Here is an 18,979-nt window from a genome sequence, read left to right as displayed (position 1 = left end):
TTCAGGCCGTCTGCGGCTGTGCATGGATGGGAATGACGCGGGCACCGGATTCCAGCGCCGCCACCGGCGTGAACTGGCGCACGTCGACCGACGCCTGCACCGACTCGAACCATGGATCGGGTTCGCCGTCGAGCGCGAACTGCAGGCGCTCCCACAGCGCCTTGCGGCCTTCCGCGTCCTCCAGGATCCGCTTCTTCACGTGGTCGAGTCCGACGCGGCCGATGTAGTGCACGGTGCGCTCGAGGTACCAGCCTTCGGTGCGGTACAGCTCGAGGAACGCGCCGCTGTACTCCAGCACCTCCGCGGCCGTCTTCACCTTCACGAGGAACTGCGCCACCTCGGTCTTGATGCCGCCGTTGCCACCCACGTACAGCTCCCAGCCCGAGTCGACACCGATCACGCCGACGTCCTTGATGCCGGCCTCGGCGCAGTTGCGCGGGCAGCCGCTGACCGCGAGCTTCACCTTGTGCGGCGAATACATCGCCCACAGCGCGCGTTCCAGGTCCTTGCCCATCTGTGTGCTGTCCTGCGTACCGAAGCGGCACCACTCGGAGCCCACGCAGGTCTTCACCGTGCGCAGCGACTTGCCGTACGCGAAACCCGAGGGCATGCCGATGTCCTTCCAGACGTTCTGCAGGTCTTCCTTCTTCACGCCCAGCAGGTCGATGCGCTGGCCGCCGGTGACCTTGACCGTCGGGATCTTGTACTTGTCGGCCGCGTCGGCGATGCGGCGCAACTCGTCCGGCGTGGTGTGGCCGCCCCACATGCGCGGCACGACCGAGTAGGTGCCGTCCTTCTGGATGTTCGCGTGGCTGCGTTCGTTGATGAAGCGGCTCTGCGGATCGTCCCTGGCCTCTTTCGGCCAGGTGCTGATCAGGTAGTAGTTGATGGCCGGGCGGCAGGTCGCGCAGCCGTTGGGTGTGCGCCAGCCGAGGCCGTGGTAGACCGCGTCGTGCGTCAGGTATTTCTGCGTGCGGATCGCCTCGCGCACGTCCTGGTGGTTGGCGTCGGTGCAGCCGCAGATGGCCTTCTTCTTCGGCGTGGCCGAGTAGTCGCCGCCGGCCGTGAACATCAGGATCTGCTCGACCAGTCCGGTGCACGAGCCGCAGCTCGCGCTCGCCTTGGTGTGCTTCTTCACCTCGTCCAGCGTAAACAGGCCTTTCTCCTTGATCGCCTTGCAGATCGTGCCCTTGTTGACGCCGTTGCAGCCGCAGACCTCGGCGTCGTCGGGCATGCTGGCGGCCTTGCTGTGGCCCTCGTGGCCGGTGTCGCCGATGTTCGATTCGCCGAACATCAGCTTGTCGCGGATGTCGTGCACGCTGCGGCCGTCGCGCAGCAGCTTGAAGTACCAGCTGCCGTCGACCGTGTCGCCGTACAGGCAGGCGCCGATCAGCTTGTCGTCCTTGATCACCAGCTTCTTGTAGACGCCGCCGAAGGGGTCGCTCATCACGATCTCCTCGGTGCCTTCGCCGCCCATGAAGTCGCCGGCCGAGAACAGGTCGATGCCCGTGACCTTGAGCTTGGTGGACGTGAGCGAGCCCATGTAGCGGCTGTAGCCCATCTCCGCCAGATGATTGGCGGCCACCTTGGCCTGCTCGAACAGCGGCGCGACCAGGCCGTAGGCGATGCCGCGGTGCGCCGCACATTCGCCGACGGCGTAGACGCGTGCGTCGGTCACGGTCTGCAGCGTGTCGGTGACCACGATGCCGCGATTGCAATGCAGCCGCATCGATTCGGCGAGCTTCACGTTCGGCCGGATGCCGACGGCCATCACGACCAGGTCGGCCTGTTCTTCGGTGCCGTCCTTGAAGCGGATCGCCGCCACGCGGCCATCGGCGTTGCCGACCAGTTCCTGCGTGTGGGCGTTGAGCCGGAACTTCAGGCCGCGGTCTTCCAGCGACTTGCGCAGCAGGCCGCCGGCGACATCGTCCAGCTGGCGCTCCATCAGCCAGGCGTTGACGTGCACCACCGTCACGCTCATGCCGCGCAGCATCAGGCCGTTGGCGGCCTCGAGGCCGAGCAGCCCGCCGCCGATCACGACCGCGTGCCGGTGCGTCTTCGCGGTCTCGATCATGGCCTGCGTGTCGGCGATGTCGCGGTAGGCGATCACGCCGGCCAGGTCCTTGCCGGGCACGGGCAGCATGAACGGGTCGGAGCCGGTGCACAGCAGCAGGCGGTCGTAGGGCGCTTCGGTGCCGTCGTCCGCGCGGACGATGCGCTTCACGCGGTCGACCTCGACCACCTTGCGTCCGGCGTGCACCGTGATGCCGTTCTCTTCGTACCACGACCAGGGGTTGAGCACGATCTCGTCGATCGTCTGCTCGCCCGCCAGCACCGGCGACAGCAGGATGCGGTTGTAGTTGGGGTGCGGCTCGGCGCCAAACACCGTGATGTCGTAGAGCTCGGGGTCGATCTTCAGCAGCTCTTCGAGCGTGCGGACGCCGGCCATTCCGTTGCCGACGAGCACCAGTTTCTGCTTCTTCACGCGCATGTCCATGGCGGTTCTCCGTGGGGCTGTCCCGAAAACAAAAAAGGCGTCCGCATGGAGCCGCCCAGCCGAAGCTGAACAGTCATGCGGACGCCTTTGTCCTGAAGCCAGCGGCGACGCCTTTGCCGTCACTGACCTTGTCTTCGTTGAAGCAATCCCTATGCCAAGGAAAAGCGCCCTGTATGCAGGTTTTCGCGGGCTTCCGGTGCGGATCCGGGGGCCATCGGCGCGCTGCTGCGTCGCGATGGTGCGCAACGGCGGGCGCCGCTGCGTCAGATGGTGCGGTGCAACGCGCAGCGATGCGCGTTGAACCTGGCTGGAGTTACTTGCCCGCGCCCGGTAGCGCGTAGGCGATCACGAAGTCGCCGCGGTCCGGCGACTGGCGTGCGCCGCCGGCGCTGATCAGCACGTACTGCTTGCCCGTCTTGGGCGACACGTACGTCATCGGGCCGCCCTGGCTGCCGACCGGCAGGCGCGCCTTCCAGACTTCCTTGCCGCTCGCGCTGTCGAAAGCGCGCAGGTAGAAGTCCTGCGTGCCGGCGAAGAACACCAGGCCCGACTGTGTAGCCAGCGAGGGCCCGAGCGTCGGCATGCCGATCGGGATCGGCAGGTGCATGCGGATGCCGAGCGGGCCGGTGTCCTGCACCGTGCCGACCGGCACCTGCCAGACCAGCTTGCGGGTCTTCAGGTCGATGGCCGACATCGTGCCGAAGGGCGGCGCCTGGCAGGGGATGCCCAGTTGCGACAGGAAGCGCTGGCGCATCGCGCCGTACGGCGTGCCGTCCTGCGGCACGGCGCCCATTTCGATGCCGCTGGCGTTCTTCGGCATCTTGTCGCGCGGGATCATGTAGTTGGCCAGGCCCAGGCGCATGTCGTTGATGAACATGTAGCCGATGGTCGGGTCGACCGACACGCTGCCCCAGTTCATGCCGCCGAGCGAGCCCGGCATCTGCAGCGCATGGTCCAGGCCCGGCGGCGTGTACACGCCTTCGCTGCGCATGCCCTTGAAGCTGATGCGGCAGAGCAGGGCGTCGAAGGGCGTCGCTCCCCACATGTCGGACTCGACCAGCGTCGTGTTGCCGATCGACGGCATGCCGACCGAGAAGGGCTGCGTCGGCGAATAGCGTTCACCCGGCAGCTTGCCTTGCGGCACCGGCTTCTCCTGCACTTCCGCGATCGGCGTGCCGGTCTCGCGGTTGAGCATGAAGATCTCGCCCTGCTTGGTCGTCTGGATCAACGCGGGCTGCGTGCCGCCCTGGCCGTTCGGCACGTCGTAGAGCAGCGGTTGCGCGGGCAGGTCGAAGTCCCACAGGTCGTGGTGGGTGGTCTGGAAGTGCCAGCGCACGCGGCCGGTCTTGCCTTCGACGGCGACGATCGACGAGCTGTACTTGTCTTCTTCCGCGGTACGGTGGCCACCGAAGAAGTCGGGCGTGGTGTTGCCCGTCGGCAGGTAGACCAGGTCGAGCTTCGGGTCGTAGGCCATCGCGGCCCAGACGTTGGGCGAGCCGCGCGTGTAGGTCTGGCCGGGTGGCGGCAGCCTGGTGATGGCCGGGTTGCCCGAGTCCCAGGCCCAGGCGAGTTCGCCGGTGATCACGTCGAAGGCGCGGACCACGCCGGGCGGCTCGTCGACCGACCAGTTGTCGGCCACGCGGCCACCGACGATCACCATGTGGCCGGCGATCAGCGGCGTCGAGGTCTGCTGGTAGTAGCCGAACTTGATCTCGCCCATGCCGGTCGAGAGGTCGACCGTGCCGTTGTTGCCGAAATCGGCGCAAGGCTTGCCGGTGGCGGCGTCGATGGCGATCAGGCGCGCGTCCAGCGTCGGCAGCAGCAGGCGCTTGCGGCAATCCGCGGCGGGTGCGGGTGCCGCGGCATTGGCGCCGGCCGGCGCTGCGGGCGCGGTGGCGGACGCGGCCGACGCTTCGGCATCCTGGTCGTAATAGCCCAGACCGCGGCAACGCTGCCAGTTCGGCGCCTTGGCCTGCGGGTCGTACTTCCAGAGTTCGGCGCCGGTGTCGGCGTCGAGCGCGAGCACCTTGCTGTAGGCCGTGCAGACATAGACCACGTTGCCGATCTGCAGCGGCGTGTTCTGGTCTTCGGCGCCGGCGCCGGTGCTTTGCGGGATGTCGCCGGTGTGCGCGGTCCAGGCGACCTGGAGCTGGTTCACGTTCGCCTTGGTGATCTGGTCGAGCGCGGCGAAGCGGCTGCCTGCGGTGGTGTTGCCCCAGTGCTGCCAGTCCTTCTGCGCGGCGCCCGGTGCCACCGGTGTCACCGGCAGCTCGGCGTTCTGTGCGGCGACGACCGGCGTCGGCACGAAGGCATAGCCGCCGGTCGCGACCAGCGCGATCGCCAGCAGGCCTGCCAGCACCGGCGCTGCGCGGCCGGGAATGCCGCCCGCGGCGCGCACCAGCGTCGGGTACGCCACGGCGATCAGCAGGCCCAGCACGCCGAAGGCGACCAGCCGCGACACCAGCGGCCAGAAATGCCAGCCGGCATCGGCCACGGCCCAGATCGCGGTGCCGATCAGCATCAGCGCGAACAGCCAGGCGCCGGTCGGGCGGCGCTTGGCGATCAGCAGCCCGGCCACCAGCAGGACGATGCCCGCGATCACGAAGTACCAGCTGCCGCCGAGTGCCGCCAGCCAGGCACCGCCGACGGTCATGAACAGGCCCATCAACATCGTCAGCGCACCCAGCGCCAACAGCGACCACCGGCTGCTGGCCGATGGTTCGTTCGTTTTTCTCATTGAGTGATTTCCTTCTTCCGAGCGCACAAGGACCGCCATTCGACGTCCAAAAACCGGCGATTTTCTCAGAAGTAGGTGAAAACCCTTATGAATGGGCCGGTTGACCGTGCAACAGAAAGGGGCGACCCGCCAACCCATGCCTCCCGGTCTGCCAAAGTAAAAAACGCGCCGAGGCGCGTTCTTCGATCCGGGACGGGCGGCCGTCGCGCCGCGCCTGTGCCTCAGGCCGCCTTCTCCACATGGCCCTGGCGGGTGTAGAGAAAGTCGATCACTGCCTTGCGGTAGTGCACATAGTCGCGGTCTTCCGCCAGCGCGACCCGGTTGCGCGGGCGCTGCAGCTTGACCTCCAGCACCTCGCCGATCGTGGCGGACGGGCCGTTGGTCATCATCACGATCCGGTCGGACAGCAGCACGGCTTCGTCGACGTCGTGCGTGACCATGACGACGGTGCTCTGCGTCTTCTGCACGATCGCCAGCAGCTCGTCCTGCAGGCGTGCGCGGGTCAGGGCGTCGAGCGCGCCGAAGGGCTCGTCCATCAGCAGCACGTTGGGCTCCATCGCCAGCGCGCGGGCGATGCCGACGCGCTGCTTCATGCCGCCGGAGATCTCGCCTGGGCGCTTCTGCGCGGCCGGCGTCAGGCCGACCAGCGCCAGCGCGGCGTCGGTGCGCGCGCGCAGTTGCGCTTTCGACTCGGCCGGGCCGAACACGCGTTCCACACCCAGGTGAACGTTCTCGAAGCAGGTGAGCCACGGCAGCAGCGAGTGGTTCTGGAAGACCACCGCGCGCTCCGGTCCCGGGCCCTTGATCTCCTTGTTGGCGCACAGCAGCGAGCCGTGCGTCGGCGTGGTCAGCCCGGCGATCAGGTTCAGCAGCGTCGACTTGCCGCAGCCCGAATGGCCGATCAGCGCGACGAACTCGCCCTTGGCCACGTTCAGCTGGATGTCGCGCAGCGCCTGGAACGGGCCCTTGGCCGTCTTGAAGGTCTGCTCGACGTCGCGGATCTCGATGTACTTGGATGTGTCCATGGCAAATGCTCCGTGATCAGCTCTTGACTTCTTCGAACGTGAAGGCGGTGGCGATCCTGATCAGCGCGAATTCGAGGATCAGCCCGACGCCGCCGATCACGAAGATCGCGATGATGATGTTCTTGACGTTGAGGTTGTTCCACTCGTCCCACACCCAGAAGCCGATGCCGACGCCGCCGGTCAGCATCTCGGCCGCGACGATCACCAGCCACGCGGTGCCGACCGCCAGCCGCACGCCGGTCAGCATGTACGGCAGCACGGCGGGGAACAGGATCTTGGTGAGGATCTTCCATTCGCTCAGGTTCAGCACGCGCGCGACGTTCATGTAGTCGCTCGGTACGCGCTGCACGCCGACCGCCGTGTTGATCACCATCGGCCAGATCGAACAGATGAAGATGGTCCAGATGGCGGCCGGGTTGGCGCCCTTGAAGACCAGCAGGCCGATCGGCAGCCAGGCCAGCGGCGACACCGGGCGCAGCAGGCTGATCAGCGGGTTGAACATGCGCGACAGGAACTCGAATCGCCCGATCGCGAAGCCCGCCGGAATGCCGACCAGCGCGGCCAGCCCGAAGCCCATGGCCACGCGCTTGAGCGACGAGAGCACGTTCCAGCCGACGCCCTGGTCGTTCGGTCCCTTGCTGTAGAACGGATCGCTGAACACGTCGAGCGCCTGCTTGCCGGTCTCGATCGGCGAGGGGAAGCCGGTCGTGCTGTTGACCGAGATGAGTTCCCAGACCAACAGCAGCAGGCCGAAGCCCGCGAGCGGCGGCAGAACGCGCATCCAGAAGCCGCGCAGATCGAGCGCGCGGCGCGTCCTGGGTGCAGGCACCGGGGGCAGGGTTGCCGGCGGCTGGGCGGCTGCGGTGACGGCCGCAACGGCCGCGACCTTGGACGTGGCCGGCAGCGAGGTCGAAGCCTCGATCGGGTGGTGAAAAACGGCGCTGACCATGGCGGGCTCCTTCTCAGGCATGCAGCTTGAACGACTCGGCGTACTTCTTCGGATCCTTGCCGTCCCAGACCGTGCCGTCGAACAGCCTGCTGGTGCGCATCGGGTCTTTCGGCACCGGCGTCTGCGTGGCGGCGGCGGCCTGCTTGTAGATGTCGATGCGGTTGATCTCGGTCGCGACCTTCAGGTAGTCGGGATGTTCCTTCAGCAGGCCCCAGCGCTTGTGCTGCGTGAGGAACCACATGCCGTCGGACAGGTAGGGAAAGTTCACCGCGCCGTCGTTGTAGAACTTCATGTAGTTCGGGTCGTCCCAGGTCTTGCCCATGCCGTTGGTGTACCGGCCCAGGATGCGCTGGTTGATCGCGTCGACGCTGGTGTTGACGTAGCTCTTGTCGGCGATGGTGTCGGCCATCTTGTTCTTGTTCTGCAGGCCGGCGTCGATCCACTTGCCGGCCTCCAGCACCGCCGCCGTCACGGCGCGCGCGGTGTTCGGGTACTTCTTGACGAAGTCGGCGGTCGTGCCCAGCACCTTTTCCGGATGGTCCTTCCAGATGTCCTGCGTCGTGATGGCCGTGACCCCGATGCCGTCCATGATGGCGCGCTGGCCCCAGGGTTCGCCCACGCAGTAGCCGTCCATGTTGCCGATGCGCATGTTGGCGACCATCTGCGGCGGCGGCACGGTGATGTTCTTCACGTCCTTGAACGGGTCGACGCCGGCCGACGCGAGCCAGTAATAGAGCCACATCGCATGGGTGCCGGTCGGGAAGGTCTGGGCGAAGGTGTATTCGCCCTTTTCCTTCTGGATCAGCTTGGCGAGCGACCCGGCATCGACCGCGCCCTTGTCGGCCAGCTTCTTCGACAGCGTGATCGCCTGGCCGTTGTTGTTGAGCGTCATCAGCACGGCCATGTCCTTCTTGGCACCACCGGCCCCCACGTGCACGCCATAGACCAGGCCGTACAGCACGTGGGCCATGTCGAGCTCGCCGTTGACCAGCTTGTCGCGCACGCCGGCCCAGCTCGCTTCCTTGCTCGGGACGATCTTGACGCCGTACTTCTTGTCGATGCCGAGCACGGAGGCCATCACGACGCTGGCGCAGTCGGTCAGTGGAATGAAGCCGATCTTGACCTCCTCCTTTTCAGGCTTGTCGGAGCCTTGGGCATAGGCCAGGGCGCGCAGGGCCGGATCGATGCCGGCGGCACCGACGGCGGCGGCCTGCAGCACGCGGCGGCGACTGAGCTTGGTTTTCAGCAGATCGGTCATGGGGGCGAACTCCAGAAGAAAGACAACGAGAGAGAAAGGCGCGGCGAAAAACAAAAAAGGCGTCCGCATCGCGCAGAGGCCGTTCGAAAACGAGCCCATGCGGGGTGCGGACGCCTTTGTCCGGTCGGTAGGCAGCTCCCGTCGTTGGAAGTTGCCCGCCTGAAGACCTACGTCGGTCTGTGCAGGAAGTGATGCAAACGGCGTGCCAAGCCTGTCGAGGCGGCGGGTGCTTCAATTTTCATAGCAACGAAGCGTTGACTGGCAAGAAGATCCCGGGGTTTTCCAGCGTCTTGAATGCAGGGCACGCTTGTTGTGCGTCGCACCAATTCAGGATCGGCGGTTCAGCTCGACGTGCCCCGCGGCAGGTATTCGGCCATCGACAGCACCGATTCGGCCACGTCGACGACACGCCGGTTCTGGTTCATCGCGGTCTGGCGAAGCATCTTGTGCGCCTCTTCTTCGCTCAGCTGCCGATGCGCCATCAGCAGGCCCTTGGCGCGCTCGACCAGCTTGCGCTCGTTCAAGGTCGCGCGCACGGTGTCGAGTTCGTCGTTCATCGCCTGCAGCCGTTGCGACTGCTCTTGCACCATATCGAGGATCGAGCGCTCCAGTTGCCGGCCGTAGGGCGCCTTGGTATTGAGGGGCGGCACGGCATCCGCCGCGGGCGAATCGAAGAAGGCGGTGGCCGTGCTGCGGCCTTCGGCGGCAAGCTGCGCGAGCAGCGCCTCGTGCGCGGCGAGGTCGCTGCGGGCCTGCTTGATCTTCGACTCGCACAGCGTGCGCAGATCGGTCGCCAGGCGCTCCTCGATGACCTGCATGCCGTCGATCCGGCGCGAGCTGCAGTCGAACCAGGTGGGGCTGAGTTCCGGATTCAACGGCACGCCCGCCGGCGCGGCGCAGGCGATGCGGCGCAGCCGTTCGAGCTCGGCGGTCTGCGTGGGCGGCAGGTGGGCCTGCCATTGCAGGGCCAGTTCCGGACCGGAGAACTCGACGAAGACGTGGAAGCAGCGCTCCTGCGATTCGATCAGGTGCAGCCATTGCTGCTGGCGGGCGCTGTCGTTCAGGCCCGACGTGAAGGCCGCGGCACCGCAGGCACGCTCCTGGCCGGCGAATTCCTTGCCCTGCATGAAGTTGAACATCGCGACCAGCAGGCGCGAGATCTCCGGATCGGTGGCGCCATCGGCCGCTTCGAACACGACGGCGAGCAGGCCGGCGATCAGTTTCACGAAGGCGCTGGTGGCGTCGGCCGGCAGCATGCCGAGCTGATCGATCCGTCCACGCAGGTGGGGCAGGGCGTCGAGCCCCGGCAGCACCCAGGCGATCCGGCTGAACAGCCGCGCGCCGTTGCCGATGCGGTGCGCGTCGGCTTCCAACTGCTCGAAACCCGCCCGCACGATGTCCTCGAACTGCCCGCCGTCGGCAATCTGTTCGCCGCGCTCGGTGGCGAAGCGGCGGCCCGCCGAGGCCAGCAACACGTTCGACAGGCCGCGTTCGCGCTGAAGGGCGTGCACCAGCCGTCCGATGGCGCTGACCAATTCGCTCGTGCGGGCGAGCTGGTCCAGTTCGTCGATCTCGCAGCGCAGGGCCGCAATCAAAAAGCTCAGTCCGGATTTCATCGTGTGGGGTCCAGGAGGCGGACGGCGTTCAGGGACATGCAGCAACATCCATGCCCCGAGGGCGGGCGCATCCTACACTCGGCCGATGCTCGTATTGGGAATCGAATCATCCTGCGATGAAACCGGCGTGGCGCTGGTCGAGGCTGGCGCCAGCGGCCTGCCGCGGCTGGCCGCGCACGCGCTGCACAGCCAGATCGCCATGCACCAGGCCTACGGCGGCGTGGTGCCCGAACTCGCCAGCCGCGACCATATCCGGCGCGTGCTGCCGCTCGCGCAGGCGGTGTTCGACGAGGCCGGCCGCACGCTGGCCGAAGTCGACGTGGTCGCCTACACGCGGGGTCCGGGGCTGGCGGGTGCGCTGCTGGTGGGCGCGGGCGTGGCCTGCGCACTGGGCGCGGCATTGGGCAAGCCGGTGCTCGGCGTGCATCACCTCGAAGGCCATCTGCTGTCGCCCTTTCTGAGTGCGGACGCGCCGGAGTTCCCGTTCGTCGCGCTGCTCGTCTCCGGTGGACACACCCAGTTGATGCAGGTCGACGGCGTCGGCCGCTACCAGATCCTCGGCGAGACCATCGACGACGCCGCCGGCGAAGCCTTCGACAAGTCGGCCAAGCTCATGGGCCTGCCGTACCCCGGTGGCCCGTGGCTCGCCAAGCTGGCGGAGCAGGGCGACCCCGCGGCGTTCAAGCTGCCGCGTCCGCTGCTGCACAGCGGCAACCTCGACTTCTCCTTCGCCGGGCTGAAGACCGCGGTGCTGACCCAGGCCCGCAAGCTCGGTGACGAGCTGGAAGCCCGCAAGCCCGATCTCGCCGCCTCCACGCAGGCGGCGATCGTCGAGGTTCTTCTGAAGAAGAGTCTCGCGGCACTCGACCAGACCGGCCTGGACCGGCTGGTGGTGGCGGGCGGTGTCGGCGCCAACCGCGCCTTGCGCGAGCAGCTGAATGCAGCCTGCGCGCGGCGTGGCGTGCGCGTGCACTACCCGGAGCTCCACCTGTGCACCGACAACGGCGCGATGATCGCCATGGCCGCGGCGATGCGCCTGCAGGCCGGCATGCAGCAGCCGGCCGAGGTCTATGCCTTCGACGTCAAGCCGCGCTGGCCGCTGGACACGCTGGAGCAGGCCGCGGCCTGATTCCGGCAGCCGGGCGGCGGCGCCGACCGTCACTCGGCCTTTTCACCGGCCGAAGCCTTCTCGAACGACATGCCTGGCCGATAGGGTTCCGATTCGTCCTCGAGCCGCTTGAACTCCTTGGCGTAGAGCCCCGCGAGCTGTGGCCAGCGCCGGAACAGGTTGAAGTTTTCGGCGTTCTGCTGTGCGCCGGCGCGCGTGAAGTTCATCGATCCGAAGCCGATGGTGTCGGCGTCGATCACGACGAACTTGTGGTGCATCACCGGATAGCGCGAATTGATCCAGAGCGGCACCGCCTGGTTGTGCAGGAAGGTCGCGCTCGAGTATTTCAGCGTGGCCTGCGAACGGTCGAGCACGACCCGCACGTCGACGTCGCGCGCGTGCGCCGCCCGCAGCGCCTTGGCGATCACGGACGAAGTGAAGTAGTAGCCCGCGACCCAGACGCGCTGGCGCGCCGCGCCGATGGCGGCTGCAATGGCCTGGTCGGTGCGGCCGTCGGGCGAGAAGAAGACTTCGGCGCTGGCGCGTGCCGCGGCGGGCGGCAGCGGCACGACGATGCCGTCGGCGGCCTGCGCGGGTGCAGGCGCGATGAATACGGTGATCGCCGCGAGAGCGATGCAGGCCTGAGCCCGCCGGACAAGGCGCGTCATGTGGTTCCTCCTGATGTTCGATGCGCTCTGATCGGCGCGGGCCGATTGTCGGGGGCTTGAACACAGGAGGTTTTCATGTCCCGGCACGGCGCCGCATGCGCCGGGTCGGTGGGCTTCATGAACGAAAAAGGCCGGCAACCGAAGTTGCCGGCCTCGCCGCATAAAGGAGCCGCCACTTCGTCGTGGCGCCCTTCGGTGCGGGAGCTCAGTTGATCGCGAGTTGCTGGACGTTGCTGACCGGTGCCAGCTTGCCGAGCTTGAGCGTGAGCACGCCGTTTTCAAGCTTTGCTTCGCTGGTGGCGACGTCGATGTCCTGCGGCAGCTCGTAGGCGGCCTTCAGCTGGCGCTTGGCTTCGGCCTTGCTTTCGATGCGGACGACGGCGCCTTCGATGCCGATCGACAGGTCGTCGCGCGACAGGCCGGGCACGTCCAGCGTCAGGGTCCAGGTCTTGTCGTCCTGTTCGACGCCGACGGGGCGGCGGTTGCCGCCAGCGAGGGCGTCGTTGACGAAGCGTTCGAAGCTGCGGTCATAGGCGCGGGGCGCGAAACGGGCGGTACGGACTGCGGGTGCGAAGAACATGGTGAAAACTCCTGAAATGAACACAATGGGGACAAGAAAGGTGTGTCCCTTACACTGCGCGGCCTTTCAACATGAGTGCCGCTTGCCTCCCCATCTAGGCCCCGTGGCACGCGTTTCAAGAGAATGACCCAGAGCTTTATTTGCCGCCGCCAAGCCTTGAAATTCGGCGCTTCGGCGCTAGCGGCCATGGTGGCCGGACCCGTGTTCTCGCAGCCCACCGGCCCGATCCGGCTGGCGCTGATCGAGAGCATGAGCGGCCCTTTCGCCAACACCGGCGAGGCCGTGTTCCGCAACATCCTCTGGGCCGTCGAGCGCGTGAATGCGCGCGGCGGCATTGCGTTGCCGGGCGGTGCCCGCATGCTTCAGCTCGACCGCTACGACAGCAAGGGCCAGAACGAGGAGGCGCTCTCGGCGCTGCGCGCTGCGATGGACGACGGCGCCCGCATCGTGCTGCAGGGCAACTCGTCGGCGACCGCCGCCGCGCTGATCGACGCCATCGACAAGAACAACGAACGCGACCCTGCTCGGCGCGTGCTGTTCCTGAACTATTCCGCAGTCGACCCGGTGCTGACCAACGAGCGCTGCAGCTTCTGGCACTTCCGCTTCGATGCTCATGCCGACATGCGCGTCACCGCGTTGATGGATGTGGTCAAGGACGACGCCCAGCTCAAGCGCATCTACCTGATCGGCCAGGACTACAGCTTCGGCCAGGCGGTGTTGCGCGAGTCGAAGCGGCAGCTGGCTGCGCTGCGGCCCGACGTGCAGGTCGTCGGCGACGAACTCCACCCGATGGGCCGGGTCAAGGATTTCGCGCCCTATGCGAGCAAGATCCTCGCGAGTGGCGCGCAGGCCGTGGTCACCGGCAACTGGGGCAACGACCTCACGCTGCTCGTGAAGGCGGCGCGCGAAGCCGGCTTCAACGGCACCTTCTATACGTTCTACGGCAACGCGCTGGGTGCGCCGGCCGCGATCGGCGACGCCGGCATCGGCCGGGTGATCGCCGTGGCCGACTGGCTGCCGAACGTGCAGACGCCGCAGTCGGAAGCGTTCTACAAGGACTTCCGCACGCGCTTCCCCAAGCCGGCTGACGACTATGTGCACATGCGGATGCAGCTCCTGGTCGAGTCGCTGGCGCAGGCGGTGGCACGCGCGGGCAGCACCGACGCCATCGCCGTGGCGCGCGCACTGGAGCAGGCGGACGTCACGCTGGCCGGCCAGCGTGGCCGCATGCGTGCCGCCGATCACCAGTTCCAGCAGCAATTGGTCGTCGGCATGATGGATCGGCAGGGCGCGCCGGGCGTCAAGTTCGACGTCGAAGGTTCGGGTTACGGCTTTCGCGTGATCAAGACGGTCGCGGCGGAGCGCGCCGAAATGCCGACCACCTGCAAGATGCAACGCCCCTGAAAAGCCAGCAAGAAAGACAAGCCATGCGCCAAGCCATCCATCAGCTCGAAGCTTCCAAGATCCGTGAAGTCGCCAATGCCGGCCTGGGCCGTGACGACGTGCTCGCCTTCTGGTTCGGCGAGAGCGACGAAGTCACACCCGAAGTGATCCGCAACGCGGCGATCGAGTCGCTGCAGCGCGGCGAGACCTTCTACGCCCACAACCTGGGGCTGCCCGAACTGCGCGAGGCCGTGGCTCGCTACACCAGCACGCTGCATCCGGCGGTGGACGCGTCGCGCATCGCGATCACCTCGGGCGGGGTCAGTGCGCTGATGCTCGCGGTGCAGGCGCTGGTCGATGCGGGTGACGAAGTCGTGGCCGTCACGCCGGTCTGGCCCAACCTGGTGGCGCAGCCGGCCATCATGGGTGCCACGGTGCGCTGCGTGCCGCTCAAGCCGCGCGACGGCGAATGGACGCTGGACCTCGAAGCGCTGAAGAACGCGGTCACGTCGCGGACCAGGTTGCTCATCGTGAACGCACCGAACAACCCCACAGGTTGGACGCTGACCCGTGACGAGCAGCAAGAGATCCTGGCGCATTGCCGTTCGACCGGGACCTGGATCCTGGCGGACGAGGTGTACGAGCGTTTGTACTTCGAGCCCACGCCGAATGCCTGCGCGCCGAGCTTTCTCGACGTGGCTGCACCGGAAGATCGGTTGGTGGTGGCGCACAGCTTCTCCAAGAGCTTCCTGATGACCGGCTGGCGCCTGGGCTGGCTGGTGATGCCGGCCACGCTGATGGACGGGATGGGCAAGCTGATCGAGTTCAACACCTCGTGCGCCAGCGTCTTCACGCAGCGTGCCGGCGTCGCGGCGCTGGCGAACGTCAATGAAATCACGCCGCGTGTCGTCGCTCACCTCAAGTCCTGCCGCGACGTGCTGGTACCGTTCCTGGCCGAGGTGCCGGGGGTGCGCGTGGTGCCGGCCAAGGGCGGCATGTATGCGTTCTTCCAGCTCGAGGGCCATGGCAACTCGCTGGAGACAGCCAAGCGCCTCGTCATCGAAGCCGGCATCGGCCTCGCGCCGGGTGAAGCCTTTGCCCCGGAAGCGCAGGGCTGGCTGCGCTGGTGTTTTGCTTCGAAGGAGCCCCAGCGCCTCGTCGAGGGTGTGCAGCGGCTGAAAACCTGGCTGGCTGGGCAGCAAGTGGGCCGCACGCTATAATCCTGAGTTCTGCCGAAAGGCGCACGGTGGGTGCAGTTCCAGCGCACACCGCAAGTCAAACATCCCGGAACAAAGGAAATTCATCATGATCGCAGCCTCCATCAAGGCCGAAGTCGTCAAGGACAACGCCCGCGCCGCCAACGACACGGGCAGTCCCGAAGTGCAAGTTGCACTGCTGACCGCTCGCATCAACGAACTCACCCCCCACTTCAAGACCCACGCCAAGGATCACCATGGCCGTCGCGGTCTGCTCCGCATGGTGAGCCGTCGCCGCAAGCTCCTCGACTATCTCAAGTCCAAGGACGCCGACCGCTACACCGCGCTGATCGCCAAGCTGGGTCTGCGCAAGTAAATCGGATCGCATGAAAAAACGCCTGGGTTAGTCCGCTAGCTCAGGCGTTTTTTACTTCGCGATTCAGTTTCGGAGTGCCAAAACAGAGCGAAGCTGTGTCATTCCAATGAAGTCCGATCCGGGCTTCGCTGGAATGGCATCGTGTTCTGGGAAGCGCTCCCCACCCGCAGGTCTTGCCGTGTCGGCTTGGCCTGCTCTCACATCAGGAGCTAAAACATGAGCCTCTTCAACAAAGTCACCAAGTCCTTCCAATGGGGCGACAAGACCGTCGTCATGGAAACCGGTGAAATCGCCCGCCAGGCGAGCGGTGCCGTCAAGGTCGACATCGACGGTACCGTCGTGCTGGCGACCGTCGTTGCTTCGAAATCGGCCAAGCCGGGCCAGGACTTCTTCCCGCTGACCGTCGACTACATCGAGAAGACCTATGCCGCCGGCAAGATCCCCGGCAGCTTCTTCAAGCGTGAAGCCAAGCCCAGCGAATTCGAGACGCTGACCAGCCGCCTGATCGACCGTCCGATCCGTCCGCTGTTCCCCGAGGGTTTCCTGAACGAAGTGCACGTGGTCATCCACACGCTGTCGCTCAACCCCGAAGTCGATGCCGACATCGCCGCCATGGTCGGTGTGTCCGCTGCGCTGTCGGTCTCCGGCATCCCGTTCAGCGGCCCGATCGGTGCCGCCCGCGTGGGCTACGTCAACGGCCAGTACGTGCTGAACCCGGGCCAGACCGCGCGCAAGGATTCGCAGATGGACCTGGTCGTGGCCGGCACCGAAGCCGCCGTGCTGATGGTCGAATCCGAAGCACTGCAGCTGTCGGAAGAAATCATGCTGGGTGGTGTCGTGTTTGGCCATGAGCAGGCCAACATCGCCATCAATGCGATCCATGAACTCGTGCGCGACGCCGGCAAGCCGGTGTGGGACTGGACGGCGCCGGCCGAAGATGAAGCCTTCGTCGCCAAGGTCAACGGCCTGGCCGAAGAAAAGCTGCGCGCGGTCTACCAGATCCGCAGCAAGCAGGCCCGCACCCAAGCCCTGCGCGAAGCCAATGCCGGCGTGATGGCCGCGCTGAAGGAAAGCGGCGAGCCTTTCGACGCCGGCAAGGTCAACGACCTGCTGTTCGCGATCGAATCGAAGATCGTCCGCAGCCAGATCCTCGAAGGCGAGCCGCGCATCGACGGCCGCGACACGCGCACCGTGCGCCCGATCGAAATCCGCAATTCCGTGCTGCCGCGCACCCACGGTTCGGCCCTGTTCACCCGCGGTGAAACGCAGGCACTGGTCGTGACCACGCTCGGTACCGAGCGCGATGCGCAGCGCATCGACGCCCTGTCCGGCGAGTACGAAGACCGCTTCCTGTTCCACTACAACATGCCTCCGTTCGCCACCGGTGAAGTCGGTCGCATGGGCTCCACCAAGCGCCGCGAGATCGGCCACGGCCGCCTGGCAAAGCGCGCACTCGTTGCGGTGCTGCCGAACAAGGAAGACTTCCCGTACACCGTGCGCGTGGTCTCGGAAATCACCGAGTCGAACGGCTCCTCGTCGATGGCTTCGGTCTGCGGCGGCTGCCTGTCGATGATGGACGCCGGCGTGCCGATGAAGGCGCACGTGGCGGGTATCGCCATGGGCCTGATCAAGGAAGGCAACCGCTTCGCGGTGCTGACCGACATCCTGGGCGACGAAGATCACCTGGGCGACATGGACTTCAAGGTGGCCGGCACGACCAACGGCATCACCGCACTGCAGATGGACATCAAGATCCAGGGCATCACCAAGGAAATCATGCAGGTCGCACTGGCGCAAGCCAAGGAAGCCCGCATGCACATTCTCGGCAAGATGCAGGAAGCCATGGGCGAAGCCAAGGCTGAAGTCTCGAGCTTCGCTCCGCGTCTGACCACGCTGAAGATCAATCCGGAAAAAATCCGCGACGTGATCGGCAAGGGCGGCGCGGTCATCCGTGGCCTGCAGGAAGAAACCGGCACGACGATCAACATCGACGAAGACGGCACGATCACCATCGCGTCGACCGACCCGGAAAAGGCCGAGCTGGCCAAGAAGCGCATCGAGCAGATCACGGCGGAAGTCGAAATCGGCAAGGTGTACGAAGGCCCGGTCACCAAGATCCTGGACTTCGGCGCGCTGATCAACCTGCTGCCTGGCAAGGACGGTCTGCTGCACATCAGCCAGATCGCCCACGAGCGCGTCGAGAAGGTGACCGACTATCTGACCGAAGGCCAGATCGTGAAAGTCAAGGTTCTCGAAACCGACGAAAAGGGCCGCGTCAAGCTGTCGATGAAGGCTCTGGCCGAGCGCCCGGCCGGCATGGAGTTCCAGGAGCGTGCACCGCGCGAAGACCGTGGCGATCGCCGCGAGCGTCCGCAGCGCGAACGCGCACCGCGCTTCGACAACGGTGGCAACAACGGCGGTGAGTCGTCCGAGCAGCGCCCGGTCGAGCCGCAATCGCCCCAGGAATCGGGCCGCGGCGAACACCAGTCCTGAGCCCCGGACGGTGATGGCGGCAACGCCATCCCGTACGTTCTCCCAGCCACGCCTGCCCGTTCGGGCGGGCATCGTCGTCAGGAAGACCATGAAAGCCATTGAGATCACATCGTTCGGTGCACCGGAGGTTCTGCAGGTGGCGGAGCGCGCAGTGCCGACCGCCGGCGCTGGCGAGCTCCTGATCCGTGTCGCGGCGAGTGGTGTGAATCGACCTGATGTGCTGCAGCGCACCGGGAACTACCCGGTGCCGCCGGGTGCGTCCGATCTGCCAGGCCTCGAAGTGGCCGGTGAGATCGTTGCTGGCGATGCCGCCGCACTGGCGCAGGCAGGGTTCGCGATTGGCGATCGCGTTTGCGCGTTGATCGCCGGTGGTGGCTACGCCGAGTTCTGCGTGGCGCCGGTCGTGCAATGTCTGCCGGTGCCGCGCGGTTGGCGCGATGTCGATGCGGCTTCGCTGCCGGAGACCTTCTTCACGGTCTGGAGCAACGTCTTCGAGCGCGGTCGGCTGCAAAAGGGCGAGACGCTGCTGATCCAGGGTGGGTCCAGTGGCATCGGCGTGACCGCGATCCAGCTCGGCAAGGCGATGGGCGCCACGGTGATCGTGACGGCGGGCAGCGACGAAAAGTGCGATGCCTGCAAGGCGCTGGGCGCCGACCACGCGATCAACTACCGCACCGCAGATTTTGTGGAGCAGGTGCAGGCGATCACGGGTGGCAAGGGCGTGGATGTGGTGCTCGACATGGTGGCCGGTTCCTATGTCGGCCGCGAACTCGCGTGCCTGGCCGAGGATGGCCGCCTGGTGATCATCGCGGTGCAGGGTGGCGTGAAGAGCGAGATCAATGCAGGGCTCGTGTTGCGCAAGCGCCTGACCATCACGGGTTCGACGCTGCGTCCACGGCCGGTGGCGTTCAAGGGCGCAATCGCGTCGGCGCTGCGCGAGAAGGTGTGGCCGTTGCTCGAGGCAGGTGCGATCAAGCCGGTGATCCACAGCGTCTTTGCAGCCGTCGGCGAGCCGAGTGGCGCGGCGCAGGCGCACAGTCTGATGGAGTCCAACCAGCACATCGGCAAGATCGTGCTGACTTGGTAATGGAAG

General features: G+C 66.4%; 14 protein-coding genes. 6 read left to right on the top strand and 8 right to left on the bottom strand.

Translation table 11 applies throughout. The features are described from left to right. Window position 1: 1 nt before the first annotated feature. The 6 genes from nirB to AC07PZ_RS25955 form a co-directional block, all read right to left on the bottom strand. On the bottom strand, window positions 2-2,497 hold the full coding sequence (nirB, locus tag AC07PZ_RS25980) for a nitrite reductase large subunit NirB (protein ID WP_495298047.1): 2,496 nt from the start codon (window positions 2,495-2,497) through the stop codon (window positions 2-4). Window positions 2,498-2,810: 313 nt separating this feature from the next. Continuing rightward, on the bottom strand, window positions 2,811-5,234 hold the full coding sequence (locus AC07PZ_RS25975; RefSeq protein ID WP_495298046.1) for a glucose/quinate/shikimate family membrane-bound PQQ-dependent dehydrogenase: 2,424 nt from the start codon (window positions 5,232-5,234) through the stop codon (window positions 2,811-2,813). Window positions 5,235-5,455: 221 nt separating this feature from the next. Then, complete coding sequence (locus AC07PZ_RS25970; protein ID WP_495298045.1) at window positions 5,456-6,259, bottom strand: ABC transporter ATP-binding protein; 804 nt, start codon at window positions 6,257-6,259, stop codon at window positions 5,456-5,458. 16 nt (window positions 6,260-6,275) lie between these two features. Continuing rightward, window positions 6,276-7,208, bottom strand: a complete 933-nt coding sequence (ntrB, locus tag AC07PZ_RS25965) for a nitrate ABC transporter permease (protein ID WP_495298044.1) — start codon at window positions 7,206-7,208, stop codon at window positions 6,276-6,278. Window positions 7,209-7,221: 13 nt separating this feature from the next. Continuing rightward, on the bottom strand, window positions 7,222-8,466 hold the full coding sequence (locus tag AC07PZ_RS25960) for a CmpA/NrtA family ABC transporter substrate-binding protein (RefSeq protein WP_495298043.1): 1,245 nt from the start codon (window positions 8,464-8,466) through the stop codon (window positions 7,222-7,224). A gap of 341 nt (window positions 8,467-8,807) precedes the next feature. Further along, complete coding sequence (locus AC07PZ_RS25955; RefSeq protein WP_495298042.1) at window positions 8,808-10,082, bottom strand: nitrate- and nitrite sensing domain-containing protein; 1,275 nt, start codon at window positions 10,080-10,082, stop codon at window positions 8,808-8,810. An 85-nt stretch (window positions 10,083-10,167) separates the two neighbouring features. Between AC07PZ_RS25955 and tsaD the strand changes: the two genes are divergently transcribed. Continuing rightward, window positions 10,168-11,211, top strand: a complete 1,044-nt coding sequence (gene tsaD, locus AC07PZ_RS25950; RefSeq protein ID WP_495298041.1) for a tRNA (adenosine(37)-N6)-threonylcarbamoyltransferase complex transferase subunit TsaD — start codon at window positions 10,168-10,170, stop codon at window positions 11,209-11,211. Between the two features lie 29 nt (window positions 11,212-11,240). Here tsaD and AC07PZ_RS25945 read toward each other — a convergent pair whose 3' ends face one another. Further along, window positions 11,241-11,858, bottom strand: coding sequence for a phospholipase D-like domain-containing protein (locus tag AC07PZ_RS25945; protein WP_495298040.1), 618 nt, complete (start codon window positions 11,856-11,858; stop codon window positions 11,241-11,243). 205 nt (window positions 11,859-12,063) lie between these two features. Beyond that, window positions 12,064-12,438, bottom strand: a complete 375-nt coding sequence (locus AC07PZ_RS25940) for an Hsp20/alpha crystallin family protein (protein ID WP_495298039.1) — start codon at window positions 12,436-12,438, stop codon at window positions 12,064-12,066. 123 nt (window positions 12,439-12,561) lie between these two features. On the opposite strand from AC07PZ_RS25940, the gene AC07PZ_RS25935 reads away from it, so the two are divergent. The 5 genes from AC07PZ_RS25935 (at window position 12,562) to AC07PZ_RS25915 (ending at window position 18,973) form a co-directional block, all read left to right on the top strand. Next, window positions 12,562-13,842, top strand: coding sequence for a branched-chain amino acid ABC transporter substrate-binding protein (locus tag AC07PZ_RS25935; RefSeq protein ID WP_495298038.1), 1,281 nt, complete (start codon window positions 12,562-12,564; stop codon window positions 13,840-13,842). Continuing rightward, window positions 13,839-15,041, top strand: a complete 1,203-nt coding sequence (locus tag AC07PZ_RS25930) for a pyridoxal phosphate-dependent aminotransferase (RefSeq protein ID WP_495298172.1) — start codon at window positions 13,839-13,841, stop codon at window positions 15,039-15,041. The genes AC07PZ_RS25935 and AC07PZ_RS25930 overlap by 4 nt, the downstream gene beginning before the upstream one ends. 85 nt (window positions 15,042-15,126) lie before the next feature. Continuing rightward, window positions 15,127-15,393: a 30S ribosomal protein S15 gene (gene rpsO / locus AC07PZ_RS25925; RefSeq protein WP_007837783.1), complete on the top strand. Its 267-nt coding sequence runs from the start codon at window positions 15,127-15,129 to the stop codon at window positions 15,391-15,393. A gap of 216 nt (window positions 15,394-15,609) precedes the next feature. Next, window positions 15,610-17,886 carry a polyribonucleotide nucleotidyltransferase gene (gene pnp / locus AC07PZ_RS25920; protein ID WP_495298037.1) on the top strand — a complete coding sequence of 759 codons (2,277 nt, stop codon included), beginning with the start codon at window positions 15,610-15,612 and terminating at the stop codon, window positions 17,884-17,886. An 88-nt stretch (window positions 17,887-17,974) separates the two neighbouring features. Further along, on the top strand, window positions 17,975-18,973 hold the full coding sequence (locus AC07PZ_RS25915) for an NAD(P)H-quinone oxidoreductase (protein WP_495298171.1): 999 nt from the start codon (window positions 17,975-17,977) through the stop codon (window positions 18,971-18,973). The last annotated feature ends 6 nt before the right edge of the window (window positions 18,974-18,979 follow it).

Source organism: Variovorax sp. GW821-FHT10B04 (assembly GCF_059415645.1).
Note: the sequence above shows the minus strand (reverse complement) of the source record. Positions and strands in the feature narration are given on the sequence as shown.